The 13,126-nt window shown below is 65.3% G+C and carries 9 protein-coding genes; 3 read left to right on the top strand and 6 right to left on the bottom strand.

All coding sequences use genetic code 11. The features are described 5' to 3' along the window. The 3 genes from AC56LY_RS04910 to hemC are packed head-to-tail and all read right to left on the bottom strand — an operon-like array spanning window position 1 to window position 2,922. Complete coding sequence (locus tag AC56LY_RS04910) at window positions 1-1,185, bottom strand: uroporphyrinogen-III C-methyltransferase (protein WP_499577058.1); 1,185 nt, start codon at window positions 1,183-1,185, stop codon at window positions 1-3. Continuing rightward, complete coding sequence (locus AC56LY_RS04905; RefSeq protein ID WP_499577053.1) at window positions 1,182-1,970, bottom strand: uroporphyrinogen-III synthase; 789 nt, start codon at window positions 1,968-1,970, stop codon at window positions 1,182-1,184. The genes AC56LY_RS04910 and AC56LY_RS04905 overlap by 4 nt, the downstream gene beginning before the upstream one ends. Next, the gene (gene hemC, locus AC56LY_RS04900) at window positions 1,963-2,922 is read right to left on the bottom strand and encodes a hydroxymethylbilane synthase (protein WP_499577051.1); all 960 of its coding nucleotides are present in this window, start codon (window positions 2,920-2,922) and stop codon (window positions 1,963-1,965) included. The genes AC56LY_RS04905 and hemC overlap by 8 nt, the downstream gene beginning before the upstream one ends. Window positions 2,923-3,107: 185 nt before the next feature. Here hemC and ppc point away from each other — a divergent pair, with 185 nt between their 5' ends. Beyond that, window positions 3,108-5,939 carry a phosphoenolpyruvate carboxylase gene (gene ppc / locus AC56LY_RS04895; RefSeq protein WP_499577048.1) on the top strand — a complete coding sequence of 944 codons (2,832 nt, stop codon included), beginning with the start codon at window positions 3,108-3,110 and terminating at the stop codon, window positions 5,937-5,939. Between the two features lie 4 nt (window positions 5,940-5,943). Here ppc and AC56LY_RS04890 read toward each other — a convergent pair whose 3' ends face one another. The 3 genes from AC56LY_RS04890 to rpoD all read right to left on the bottom strand — a co-directional run bounded on the left by AC56LY_RS04890 (window position 5,944) and on the right by rpoD (window position 11,402). After that, window positions 5,944-7,548, bottom strand: coding sequence for a methyl-accepting chemotaxis protein (locus tag AC56LY_RS04890; protein WP_499577045.1), 1,605 nt, complete (start codon window positions 7,546-7,548; stop codon window positions 5,944-5,946). Window positions 7,549-7,560: 12 nt separating this feature from the next. Beyond that, window positions 7,561-8,355: a transporter gene (locus tag AC56LY_RS04885; protein ID WP_499577042.1), complete on the bottom strand. Its 795-nt coding sequence runs from the start codon at window positions 8,353-8,355 to the stop codon at window positions 7,561-7,563. A gap of 299 nt (window positions 8,356-8,654) precedes the next feature. Further along, window positions 8,655-11,402, bottom strand: a complete 2,748-nt coding sequence (gene rpoD, locus AC56LY_RS04880) for an RNA polymerase sigma factor RpoD (RefSeq protein ID WP_499577040.1) — start codon at window positions 11,400-11,402, stop codon at window positions 8,655-8,657. 555 nt (window positions 11,403-11,957) lie between these two features. On the opposite strand from rpoD, the gene AC56LY_RS04875 reads away from it, so the two are divergent. Continuing rightward, a complete protein-coding gene (locus AC56LY_RS04875; RefSeq protein ID WP_499577037.1) occupies window positions 11,958-12,497 on the top strand; it encodes a ProQ/FINO family protein in 540 nt (179 codons plus the stop codon). Window positions 12,498-12,535: 38 nt separating this feature from the next. Continuing rightward, window positions 12,536-13,123, top strand: coding sequence for a 3'-5' exonuclease (locus AC56LY_RS04870; RefSeq protein ID WP_499581955.1), 588 nt, complete (start codon window positions 12,536-12,538; stop codon window positions 13,121-13,123). The last annotated feature ends 3 nt before the right edge of the window (window positions 13,124-13,126 follow it).

Genomic DNA, 13,126 nt, shown 5'->3' with positions numbered 1-13,126 from the left:
TTATTGCTTCGCTTTGTAGTTGCGCACCGCGCCCAGACTCTCGGCCAGCGTCGGCAGCTCGATCGTCAGGTCGTTGGCCTGCACCTGGCGCAATGCCGCCTGGGCCGATTGCGTCGTGCGGGCGCGCGTGTCGAAATACTTGGCCAGCATGGTCTGGGCCGTGGCCAGGTCGTCGCGGAACGTGGTTTCGTTACGCGACAACAGGGCCAGGCGCGCATTGAGCAGGCGCAGCTTCAGGTTTTCGCGCACAAAGAACGACTCGCTCGGCGAAAGCATCAGCGCCTCGGGGTCGTCGACGCTGCGCACGCGGATCAGCTGGCGCACGTCGTCCCACATCTCCTGGCTCCACTGGCTCCAGGTCTGCAGCAGACGCTGACCCACACCGAGCGACTCAGGCGGCACGGCCGGCACGGCGGTTTTGGCAGGCGCGGCGGCGGCCTCGAGCCGGCGCGTGGTGCGCACCGGGGCCACCGGCAGCAGCGGCTTTTCATCGGCCAGCATCGGCAGTGTCTCGACCTGGACGATCACGTTATCCAGGCGCAGCGCGACGCCGGCCAGATCGACCGCCGGCAAGGCCTTGAGCTTGTCGATGTCGGCCGCGATCGCGCGGCGGATGGTCAAAAATTGCGGCGCATTCGAGCTCGAGACGGCGCGGTCGGCGTTCTGCAGCGCGATCAGGGCGCCCTGCACATTGCCGGCCAGTTGCAGTTGCTGGCTCGCGGTCGCGAGCACCTGCTCGATTTCGGACAGCGCCCACTCGTCGCGGTTCTGCGACAGATCCTTGTACAGCTGCTCGAGCGCGACCTGCTGGCTCTGCGCTTCGCTCTGGCGGCTTTCCAGCACGCCGACCTTGATCTGCAGCTCTTTCGACTGGTCGGCCACGTCGCGGGCCAGCGCTGCCGTCTCGGCATTGACCGCATTGCCCTTCTGCAGGCTGCGCGCCATGTCCTGGCGCAGCGAATTGATACGGCTGTGCGACGAGACCGTCTGCACGGCCAGCAGCGTGGCCAGCGCGATGACGGCCAGCGGCAATGGCCGCGCCACGCGATCAAACAGGCCGCGCGTCGCAGGGCCGCTCATGCGCGGCGCAGCAGCAGGCGGCACCTGCGCCTCCTCATGCTTGGCAAGGCTGGGAGCGGGCACACTGCCCTGGGGCTGGTCTGGGTTATTCGGCAATTCGTTCATTCTTGTGATTGTAACGCTGCTAATAGGCGTGCATCGCCGGAACCGGTGAGGCGCACGTGTTCCAGGCCCAGATCGCGGGCCGTCTGTGCAATCCGCGCATGGGGCACGATCAGGCGCTGCTGCATCAACTTGGTCAGCAACGCGTCACTTCCTTCGTCATCGATGGCTTGCACCAGCCCGGCCAGGCCGCGCAGGGCCTCCGAGCTCGTGATTATCCAGTCGTTTGGCTGCGCCAGCAAGGCGCGCAATCGTGTGGCCAGTTCCGCCGTCAATACCGGCGTCGCGCGGCGATACGCCGCCACCGGCTCGACCCGGGCGCCGGCGGCGCGCAAGGCGTCGGCCAGCAGCTCGCGCCCGCCGTCGCCGCGCACGATCAGCACGCGTTTGCCAGCGTACGCTGCCAGGTCAAGGCGCTGCAGCAGATGCTCCGAATCGCTGTGCGCGCTGTCGGCCGGGCTGAAGATCGTGAACGCGTCACCCGTCACGCCGTGGCGCGCCAGCGCAGCGCGGCTGCCGTCGCCGACGATCGCCACCGGCACGGCCACGGGCCAGGCGTCGATGTGCGCGAACGCCGCGTCGATGGCATTGGGCGAGACGAACACCACCAGCGCAAAGCGGTCGAGTTCAGCCAGCGCCGCGCGCAGCGGCGCGGCATCCTCGACCGGGCTGATCTCGAGCAGGGGCAGCAGCACGGCCTTGCGACCGCTGGCGGACACTGCCTGCGCCAGCGCATCGGCCTGCGCGCGCGGGCGCGTGACGACGACGACGCTTGCCGTCTCAGGCATCCTGGTTTGCCGCGGCATCGAGACGGCATGCCGCCAGGATCGCATTCGCATCCTGCTGCGCCAGCAACTCGGACACCTGCTCGCCCAGGTACTCGGGCTGCTCGACCGGGCCGCTCACTTCGGCGTGCGCGCTGCGCTTGCCGTCGGGCGTGGCGACCATCGCACGCAGGCGCAGTTGACCGCCCTGCACGGTGGCGAAGGCCGCCAGCGGGATCTGGCAGCTGCCGCCAAAGACGCGCGAGACCTTGCGCTCGGCCAGCACGGCGCTGGCGGTGTCGTCGTGGTTCAGCGGCGCCAGCACGGCGCGCAGGTCGACGCCATCGCTGCGCGCGCTGCTCAGGATCTCGATCGCCATCGCGCCCTGCCCGGCCGCCGGCAAACTCGTCTCGGGTTCAAGTAATGCGCGGATGCGCTGCGGCAGGCCGAGGCGCTTGAGGCCCGCAGCGGCCAGGATGATGGCGGCATATTCGCCGCGATCGAGCTTGCCCAGGCGGGTATCGAGATTGCCGCGCAGCGGCAGGATGACCAGGTGCGGATAGCGCGCCGCGATCAGCGACTGGCGGCGCAGGCTGCTGGTGCCGACGATGGCGCCGGGGGGCAGCGCGGCCAGGCTGTCGTAATCGTTCGAGACAAACGCGTCGCGCGGGTCTTCGCGTTCGAGCACCGCGGTCAGCTCGAAGCCTTCGGGCAGCTCCATCGGCACGTCCTTGAGCGAGTGCACGGCCAGGTCGGCGCGGCCTTCTGCCATCGCGACTTCGAGCTCCTTGACGAACAGGCCCTTGCCGCCGACGGCCGACAGCGTGCGGTCGAGAATCTGGTCGCCCCGTGTCGTCATGCCGAGAATTTCGACGCGACACTGTGGATATAATGCGACGAGCCGGTCGCGCACGTGCTCTGCCTGCCACATGGCCAGGCGGCTCTCGCGGGATGCGATAATGAGTTTTGACGGCATCGTTGGCGCCACTGGCGCTGAAGTACCTTGCTGTATAGCTGCTAACACACGAATTCTTTCACTGTCATTGGGCCGATCCGGCCGATGCCGGTAACCGCTCCCTGCATAAGATCACAAATTTTATCATGGGGGCCTCTTGCAGACCGTGGCTAACCGCCCTCGCACAACGCTTACTTGTGGTCGATATGAACAACCCTGCTCTCCCTGACGTATCCACTGGCGCCGACAAGGACGCGCCGCTCAAAGAAGACATCCGCCTGCTTGGCCGCCTGCTCGGCGACGTACTGCGCGACCAGGAAGGCGCCAAGGTCTTCGACCTGGTCGAAACCATTCGCCAGACCGCCGTGCGCTTCAGGCGCGACGACGACCCCGACGCCAGCAAGGAACTCACGACCATGCTGCACGGGCTGACCCGCGACCAGACCATTTCGGTCGTGCGCGCGTTCTCGTACTTTTCGCACCTGGCCAATATCGCCGAAGACCAGCACCACAACCGCCGCCGCCGCGCCCACCTGCTGGGCGGCTCGGCGCCGCGTGCCGGGAGCATCGGCCATGCCCTCGACAAGCTGGCCGGCGCCGGCATCGGGCGCGCCGAGATCCAGACCTTCTTCAACGAGGCGCTGATCTCGCCCGTGCTGACGGCGCACCCGACCGAGGTGCAGCGCAAGAGCATCCTGGACGCCGAGCACGATATCGCGCGCCTGCTGGCCGAGCGCGACACGCCGCTCACGCCGCGCGAACGCCAGCGCAACGAGCAGATGCTGCATGCACGCATCGCCACGCTGTGGCAGACGCGCATGCTGCGCTACTCGAAGCTGACGGTAGCCGATGAAATCGACAACGCGCTGTCGTACTATCGCATCACGTTCCTGCGCGAGCTGCCGGCGCTGTACGACGACATCGAGTTCGAGATCGCCGAACAGTACGGCCCTGACGACAGCGCGCAGGATGACGTCCCCAAACCCCACGCGTCCTACCTGCAGATGGGCAGCTGGATCGGCGGCGACCGTGACGGCAACCCGAACGTCAACGCCGACACGATGCGCCACGCGCTGACGCGCCAGTCGACGACGATCCTGGACTTCTATCTCGACGAAGTCCACGCGCTGGGCGCCGAACTGTCGGCTTCCACGCTGCTGGTGGACGTCACGCCGGCGCTGGAACTGCTGGCACAGAACTCGCCCGACGCCTCGCCGCACCGCAGCGACGAGCCTTACCGGCGCGCGCTGATCGGCATCTATGCGCGCCTGGCCGCCACCGCGCGTGAACTGGGCGTGGGCCACATCCTGCGCAAGGAAGTCGGCCACGCCGCGCCGTATCTGGATCCAGAACTGTTTGCGGCCGACCTCGAAACGCTGGCCGATTCGCTGCGCCAGAACCACGGCGCGATGCTGACCATGCCGCGCCTGGCCGGCCTGCTGCGCGCGGCGCGCATCTTTGGCTTTCACCTGGCCTCACTCGACATGCGCCAGAGTTCGGACATCCACGAGCGCGTGCTGGCCGAACTGCTGGCCCGCGCCGGCGTCGAGGCTGACTACGCGGCGCTCGACGAAGACGCCAAGGTCGCGCTGCTGCTGCGCGAACTCGACGGCGCCCGGCCATTGATTTCGCCATGGGACACCTATGGCGAAGAAACGACGTCCGAGCTGGCGATTTTGCGCTGCGCGCGCGAGATCCGCCTGCGCTACGGCCCGCGCGCGATCCGCAACTACATCATCTCGCACACCGAGACGGTGTCCGACCTGCTCGAAGTGCTGCTGCTGCAAAAGGAAACCGGTCTGCTGCGCGCCGGCAGCGCAACGGGCGAAGTGATGGTGATCCCGCTGTTCGAAACCATTCCCGACCTGCAGCGCGCGGCCGGCATCATGGATGCCTGGATGGCGCTGCCGTTCGTGGCCAACGTGATCGCGAAACAGGGTCACCTGCAGGAAGTCATGCTGGGCTACTCCGACTCGAACAAGGACGGGGGTTTCCTCACATCGAACTGGGAGCTGTACCAGGCCGAACTGAAACTGGTCGAGGTGTTTGCGCAGCAGCAGGTCAAGCTGCGCCTGTTCCATGGCCGCGGTGGCACGGTCGGCCGTGGCGGTGGGCCGAGCTACGATGCGATCCGCGCACAGCCGCCAGGCACGGTCAATGGCCAGATCCGCCTGACCGAACAGGGCGAGATCATCGCATCCAAGTTCTCGAATGCCGAAATCGGCCGGCGCAATCTGGAGCTGCTGGTCTCGGCCACGCTGGAAGCGAGCCTGACGCCCAATACTGCCAGCGACGCCCAGACCGCGCGCCTGCACCGCTTCGAGTCGGTGATGGCCGGGTTGTCGAACCGCGCCTACAAGGCCTACCGCGACCTGGTCTACGACACACCGGGTTTTACCGACTACTTCTTTGCCGCCACGCCGATCGCCGAGATCGCGGAGCTGAACCTCGGTTCGCGCCCTGCCTCGCGCAAGTCGACCCGTCGCATCGAAGACCTGCGCGCGATTCCGTGGGGCTTCTCGTGGGGCCAGTGCCGCCTGCTGCTGCCGGGCTGGTTCGGGTTTGCCTCGGCCGTCAACGGCTGGCTGGGCGAGGTCGAGGGCGAGCGCGAAAACAGACTGGCCGAGCTGCGCACGATGTTCCAGGAGTGGCCGTTCTTCGCCACGCTGCTGTCGAACATGGACATGGTACTGGCCAAGACCGATCTGCCGATCGCCCGCCGCTACGCCGAACTGGTGGCCGACGTGGAACTGCGCGAGCGGATCTTCAAGCGCATCACGGCCGAACATGCGCTCACGCTGCGGATCCTGGAAGACATCACCGGCACGGGCGAGCGCCTGCAGGGCAATCCGCTGCTGGCACGCTCGATCCAGAACCGCTTCGCGTACCTGGACCCGCTGAACCACTTGCAGGTCGAGTTGATCGGCCGGCACCGGGCACTGGGCCTCGATCCGGCAAGCCAGGTCGATGAACGGGTGCACCGTGGCATCCACCTGTCGATCAACGGCGTCGCGGCCGGCCTGCGCAATACCGGCTAACGGTTCAGGCCAGTTGCAGGACCCCGCTCTGCCGGCGCTGTTCCACCGGCGCCGGCAGAGCAGCAGTCGTTTGACCCAGCTTGAAATTCCCGACCAGCACACTGAGGTTGGCTGTCTGCTCCTGCATCGACGCCGCTGCCGCTGCAGCCTGCTCCACCAGCGCGGCGTTCTGCTGCGTGACGGCGTCGATTTCCCCGATCGCACTATTGACCTGTGCAATCCCCAGCCCCTGCCGATGACTGGCAGTGGCAATCTCGGCCACGATATCGGTGACGCGCCTGACGCTCGCCACGATCTCGTCCATCGTGCCGCCGGCTGCCGCGACGAGGGAGATCCCGTTGTCGGCGTGCCGCACCGACTCATCGATGAGCACCTTGATTTCGCCGGCCGCCGCATTGGCGCGCTGCGCCAGATTGCGCACCTCGGATGCCACCACTGCAAAGCCGCGGCCCTGCTCGCCGGCCCGCGCTGCTTCCACCGCTGCATTGAGCGCCAGGATATTGGTCTGGAACGCGATCGATTCGATCGTGCCGGTGATGTCGACGATGCGACGCGACGACGTGTGGATGGCGCCCATCGTGTCGACCACGCGCGCCACCGCCTCGCCGCCCTTGACGGCTACTGCAGAAGCCGATGCCGACAGCGTGTTGGCCTGCAAGGCACTATCGGCATTCTGCTTGACCGTCGCCGCCAGTTCTTCGATCGATGCCGCCGTTTCTTCGAGTGCGCCGGCCTGCTGCTCGGTGCGGCGCGACAGGTCCAGGTTGCCGCTGGCGATTTCACCGGACGCCGTCTCGATCGCGTCGGTGCTGCCGCGCACCTGGCTGACCACCCCATGCAGGTTGGCGCGCATGCGCTGCAGCGCCACCTTCAGGCGCCCGGTTTCGGTCTGGTCGTCGGCATTGCCGTCCAGCGTCGCGCCCAGGTCGCCGTCGGCGATGCGGCCTGCGAACGCCACCGCTTCCTCAAGCGGGCGCCGGATGGCGCGTGCAGACAGCTGGCCCACCACCACCATCAGCATCACGGCGGTCAAGGCAGCGAGCAACAGCAGGCGTTCCGAGCGGACGACCAGTTCGTGGCCGCCAACGCGCGTGGCCTCGGCGCTGGCGCCGATGGTATCGCTCAGTGCGCCCATGCTCGTTTCCAGCTTGCGAAAATGCCCCATGAATTCCGCCTGCGCCTGGCGCGCCGCACCCGGGTCGGTGAACGCCAGGTCGATCATCCGCGCCACGCTCTTCAGATAAGCGTCGACGTCGGCGCGCACGGCAGGAATGGCGCTTTGCAAGGCTGCGTCGGTATCCTCCTTGGCCAGCGTGTCGATCAAGCCGGCCAGTGTGGCGGCGTGCTGCGCATGGTCGCGCCGGACCTCGGCCTGCTTGCCTGCGTCATCCGGCCCGGCAATCAGTGCGGCCAGCACATCGGCGCGCAGAGCGTCGTGCGCCATGTCGGCCTGCAGCTGCTGCTTCAGCGCGCTCCCGTTGACGGTGATGGCGTTCATCACCTTCTCCAGCGACAACATCGCGCCGTAGCCGATGCTGGCCACCACGGCAGCCAGAAATACCGCTGCCAGGTTCGATAGAAACAGCCGGTGCCGGATGGTCAGATTCATGGTGATTTCTCCCTACAGTTTGAACGATAGCCCGACCGTGAGCGCGGCATCGGGTGTGCGCCGGTTCAGGCCCAGCGCGAGCATGGTGTCGAGCTGGCAGCGGTCCGACAGCAACCAGGCCATGCCCGTATCGAAGGTGGCCACGGTGCCGCCATTGGCGCTGCGGGCGATTTGCGGTGCCGCCACTTCGACGAATGCGCGCCAGGTTGGCGTCAATTCTTTACCCAGCACCACGCCGAAGATACCGTAGCCGTAGCGCTTGCCATCCTCGGTGCGCTCGCTCCCGACGCCGGGCATCACGCCCAGCGACAGGTCACCCGGCAATTCCCATTCGGCGGCCACGCGCAGCGACGGGCGCACGCCCTGGCCGCGCCAGGTCCGCGACCCGCTGTCCAGGTCGGCATGCAACAGCACACCCACCGACGGGCGACCGGGCGCCTCGTCCTGCACATGCCACTTCACGCCAAGCGCGGTGTCGGCGTAGCCGGCGGACGTGCCCTCGCTCCCGGCATGCTGGACCGTACGGCCGTCGGTTTCGAGGCGCAGTTCCAGCACGTCGCCCACGCCGTAGCGCAGCAGCGTCGGCATGCTGTAGCTCCGCGCGCGGACACCATCGGTCTTGTCGCGCTCGGCCAGCACGCTGGTCTCGATCTGGAACCGGCCACGGCCGACCACATTGCTGGACTCGACGAAATCGGGACGGTCGGTAACGATCCCGTCATCGCCAGCGACAGCGGACAACGGGGCCAGCAGCGCGAGGCTGGCGAGACAGGTATGGGCAAGGCGCGGGAGTGTGGTGGTAGGCATGCTGCAGTCTTTCAAGGAAGTAAATCAAGGCCTGGAGTGCAGGTCAAGTATTGCAAAATTTGAGGGGAGCAGAACATGTGTCCGATTTTATTTCTGCTGTTCAATAAAACGTGTGTATTGACAACCACGGTTTACTTGGGAGAGTGACAAAGAATCGCGAGCGGGGCATATCGATGATTTATTCTGGAAGGTGGCGCGCACACGGCGTCGACTTCACCTGACAGGCCAGCGCAAAAAAAGCCGCCCGGCGTGAACCGGGCGGCTTTTTCACGTCGAGACGACCGACGCTGTATGACGAATTACTGATTGTGCAAGAAGGTCTTGAGCTTGTCCGAGCGCGATGGCTGGCGCAGCTTGCTCATTGCCTTGGCTTCGATCTGGCGAATCCGCTCGCGGGTCACGTCGAACTGCTTGCCCACTTCTTCCAGCGTGTGGTCGTTCGACATCTCGACGCCGTAACGCATGCGCAGCACCTTTGCTTCGCGCGGGGTCAGCGAATCGAGCACTTCCTTGATCACGTTGCGCATCGAGGCGTGCAGCGCAGCGTCGAGCGGGGCCAGCGTGGCGTTGTCTTCGATGAAGTCGCCCAGCTGCGAATCGCCGTCCTCGCCCATCGGCGTTTCCATCGAAATCGGCTCTTTCGCGATCTTCATGATCTCGCGAACCTTGTTCTCTGGCATTTCCATCTTCAGGGCCAGCGTCGGCAGATCCGGCTCGCTGCCGGTTTCCTGCATGATCTGGCGCGAGATGCGGTTCATCTTGTTGATCGTCTCGATCATGTGCACCGGCACGCGGATCGTGCGGGCCATGTCGGCGATCGAACGCGTGATCGCCTGGCGGATCCACCACGTCGCATACGTCGAGAACTTGTAGCCGCGACGGTATTCGAATTTGTCGACCGCTTTCAGCAGACCGATATTGCCTTCCTGGATCAGATCCAGGAACTGCAGGCCGCGGTTGATGTATTTCTTGGCGATCGAGATCACCAGGCGCAGGTTGGCCACGGTCATTTCGCGCTTGGCCTGGCGTGCGCGCTTCTCGCCCGCCGCCATCTGCTTGTTGATCTTGCGCAGATCGGCCAGTGGCAGTGCCACGCGCGCCTGCAGGTCGATCATGCGCTGTTGCAGTTCCTTGATCGCCGGCAGGTTACGGCTCAGCACCGCGCTGTACGGATACGCGCAGTCGACTTCGCGGTCGCCCCATTGCAGATCGGTTTCGTTGCCCGGGAAGACCTTGATGAAGTGAGCGCGCGGCATGCCGCAGCGGTTCACGCAGATATCCAGCACGGCGCGCTCGATCGAACGCACTTCGTCCATCTGGCCGCGCAGCGTGTCGCACAGCTTCTCGACGACCTTGGCAGTAAAGCGGATGCCCAGCAGCTCGTACGAGATGACGGCCTGCGCATCTTCGTAAGCGGCCGAACCATAGCCCTTGTTCTTGAACGCGTGGCCCATCAGGTCGAACTGCTGCTCGATCAGCGCAAATTTCTCGAGCGCGCTCTTCTTCAGTTGCGCGAGCTGCTCGGGCGAATAGCCGGCAGCGGCGCCGCTGTTGACGTCGCCCTCTTCTTCTTCGACTTCTTCCTCTTCTTCTTCGTCGTCCTCTTCGCTGATCGCAGCGGCGTGGGCGACCGAGGCGGCAGGCGCCGGGGTATCGTTCATGTCGACGAAGCCATCGACCACGTCGTCGATCTTCAGTTCATCGTTGGCGATCTTGTGCGACAGCGCGATGATTTCCGAAATCGTCGTCGGGCAGGCCGAGATCGCCTGGACCATGTCCTTCAGGCCCTGTTCGATGCGCTTGGCGATTTCGATTTCGCCTTCGCGCGTCAGCAGCGACACGGCGCCCATTTCACGCATGTACATGCGCACCGGGTCGGTCGTGCGGCCAAAGTCCGAATCGGCGGTCGACAGCGCGGTCGCGGCGGCTGCTTCCACTTCGTCTTCGCTGGTCGGCGTCACGGCCTGGTCCGACAACAGCATCATTTCGGCTTCCGGCGCGCGCTCGTAGACGGCGATGCCCATGTCGTTGAAGGTCGCGATGATGCCTTCGATCGCTTCCGGATCGATGATGTTTTCCGGCAGGTGATCGTTGATCTCGGCGTGGGTCAAAAAGCCCCGCTCCTTGCCCATATTGATCAGGTTCTTCAGCTGCTGGCGACGGCGCTCGAGTTCGGTTTCCGAGAAGCCTTCTTCTTTCAGCAGCGCAATACCCTTGGCCTTGCGCTCACGTACTTTCGATGCGGCCTTCATTTCGGCGCGCTCGACGGCGTTCAGCGCCGCGACTTCGTCGTTCTCCGGCACGAATTCGCTCGGCTTGCGGCCACGGCGGCCAGGCACCTTCACCTGCGGCAGCAGGTAGCCCGACGTGTCGATCGCAGCCAGTGCAGCGGCGTCGGTGGTCTTGCTGACGGTGCCCACGGCATTGGTCTGGGCGACTGGCACCGAAGCCGGGCTGGCGTCGACACGGCGCGCGGTGCGGGTGCGCACGACTTTCGGCGCTTCCTCGGCCACTGGCGCAGGGTCGGCAACGGCGGCGGCCACGGCCACGGCTTCGGCTGGTGCGGCTTCGGCAGCAACGTCGCTTTCCGGCTCGGCGTTTTTCAGTGCCGCCAGACGGCCGCGCTTGCGAACGATGACCGGTGGCGCAGCTGGCTTGGCCTGCGTTGGCATGTAGTCGTCGGCTGGATCGTGCGCGTCAAGCGCGATGTCGGCTGCGGTGTCTGCTGCAGCAGCGACAGGTTCAGGCGCGCTGACCTCGACCGCCGCTGCAGCTTCCACTGGCGCGGCCGCTGGCGCCACTGGTGCAGGTGCGGCTTCAGCGACGGCAGCAACCGGCTCGGCTGCGGGGCCACCGGCGGCCAGGATCGCGTCGGCCTGGGCTTTGAGCGTCGCCAGGCGCGAACGGGTCTTGACCACCGTGACCTTGGCCGCCGCTTCCGTTTCGAGGAAGTAGGAAGTGGCGGTTTTAGGCACTGCCAGCGGGGCCGATGCTTTGGCGGGGGCTTTTTTCGCTGTCAGTGTCAATGTCTTGGCGGTGTTTTTCATAGCTTAAAACTCTCCAGTCGAGGCGAGTAGCGCGCCTGCGAAGTCAATAATCCAGCGGGCCCCGCGTACGGGACCTGGGAATGGGGAACGGAAGTGGCCCTACCTTAGGGCGGACATGCCAGACTTCAAGCTCGACCTGCCCTTCGGTGCGCGCGCCGGCGTAATATCGGGGCTGCGGGCAGGTGGCGTTGGTCGCTGTTCAAAATCGTGCTTTGCATGTCAGAACGAAAAAAAGCCCGCTAACACGGGCTTGCATCTATTTTTCTAGAAGAATAGGAGATGGGGGTATTATTCCCCAATGCAAGTTTTGATGATCGTCGCGCAATCCGGCGAAGGATTTCCACGAGTCACATAGTGCATCGCCCCGGCATAACGACCTTCTTGCTGGTCTGCGCCGGCGCAAGCCGGACTCAAGGCAAGAGGCGGATCATACACGATTTCGCGTTTCAATGCTTCATTGCAGTGCGTCTTTCTCAACATTTATTAGTGGAACTAGTACAATGCGGCTTTTAGCGCCGTGCTATCCTTCGCAATCCTGTTCTTACCATGAAGTCAATGAATACCAATACCCCTGCAGAGTCCGTCGACACCACCGCCGCGCCGGCCACCCCGGATGCACAGCAGCCATCGCAGTCGCCAGCCGAGTCAGTCGAGCCGGCAGCGCCAGCAGCCCCGGCTGCAGCCGCGGCCCCGGCATCAGGCCAGTCGGCGCGCTCGCTGCTCAAGCAACTCCAGCAGGAGTATCCCGCCTTCCGTGACTGCCTGCCACTGTCGATCGGTATCGACAAGCAGCTGCAGGCACGCATGCCGGGCCTGGACAAGAAAACGATGCGCGCCGCCCTCGGCATCCACACCGGCTCGATGCGCTACCTGCGCGCGATGGAAAAAGCCAAGGTCCGCTACGACCTCGACGGCACAGCCGGCGCCGAAGTGCCTGAGGCGCACCGCCTGCACGCAAAAGAGCAATTGCAGCAGCGCTTCAAGAAAGAAGCCGACCGCAAGAAGGCCGAGCGCGACGCCGCCCTTGAAGAAGAAAACAACCGCAAGCGCCAGGAAAAGCTGCAGGCGCTGGCGTCCAAGTTCTCGAAGACTTGAATTCGGGCGACGTCCTGAAGGGCGCGGCAGCCGAAGGAATGCAACCCGAGCTGCCCGCCTACATCGGCATCGACCCGGCCGATGTGCGGCTGGTGCGTTCCGATGCCGACGCGCAGCAGGCGCTCGCGGCGCTGCTCGCAGCCGACGTCATCGGCTTCGATACCGAATCCAAGCCGACGTTCGCCAAGGGCGAAGTCTCGACCGGGCCGCATCTGGTGCAGCTGGCGACCGACGAATTCGCCTTCCTGTTCCAGACCGCCACGCCGGCCGGCAATGCCCTCGCCTTCACCGTGCTAGAACCTGTGCTCGCGTCAAGCAGCATCCTCAAGGTGGGTTTTGGCCTGGGTGACGACGTCAAGCGGCTGAAGTCCAAGTTCGGCATCGAGCTGCGCCACGTGCTCGACCTGTCGACGGCGCTGCGCCGGCGCGGCGAAAAGAATCCGCTGGGCGCCAAGAGCGCCGTCGAGCGCTTCTTCGGTGAGCGGCTGCAAAAATCCAAGCGCATCACGACCACCAACTGGTCGCTGCCGCACCTGTCGGACAAGCAGTTGCAATATGCGGCAGACGACGCGCATGCGGCGCTGCGGATCTACCGGCGCTGGAAAGCGGACACGCCGGCAGTCTGAATC

It is taken from the genome of Telluria sp. ZT3P25, assembly GCF_059685895.1.
Note: the sequence above shows the minus strand (reverse complement) of the source record. Positions and strands in the feature narration are given on the sequence as shown.

What these genes read in the sequence shown, in the direction of transcription:
- hemC (WP_499577051.1), bottom strand. Translation starts at nt 2,922, where the DNA reads ATGCCGTCAAAACTCATTATCGCATCCCGCGAGAGCCGCCTGGCCATG.
- AC56LY_RS04875 (WP_499577037.1), top strand. Translation starts at nt 11,958, where the DNA reads ATGAATACCAATACCCCTGCAGAGTCCGTCGACACCACCGCCGCGCCG.
- AC56LY_RS04890 (WP_499577045.1), bottom strand. Translation starts at nt 7,548, where the DNA reads ATGAATCTGACCATCCGGCACCGGCTGTTTCTATCGAACCTGGCAGCG.
- AC56LY_RS04885 (WP_499577042.1), bottom strand. Translation starts at nt 8,355, where the DNA reads ATGCCTACCACCACACTCCCGCGCCTTGCCCATACCTGTCTCGCCAGC.
- ppc (WP_499577048.1), top strand. Translation starts at nt 3,108, where the DNA reads ATGAACAACCCTGCTCTCCCTGACGTATCCACTGGCGCCGACAAGGAC.
- AC56LY_RS04910 (WP_499577058.1), bottom strand. Translation starts at nt 1,185, where the DNA reads ATGAACGAATTGCCGAATAACCCAGACCAGCCCCAGGGCAGTGTGCCC.
- AC56LY_RS04905 (WP_499577053.1), bottom strand. Translation starts at nt 1,970, where the DNA reads ATGCCTGAGACGGCAAGCGTCGTCGTCGTCACGCGCCCGCGCGCGCAG.
- AC56LY_RS04870 (WP_499581955.1), top strand. Translation starts at nt 12,536, where the DNA reads ATGCAACCCGAGCTGCCCGCCTACATCGGCATCGACCCGGCCGATGTG.
- rpoD (WP_499577040.1), bottom strand. Translation starts at nt 11,402, where the DNA reads ATGAAAAACACCGCCAAGACATTGACACTGACAGCGAAAAAAGCCCCC.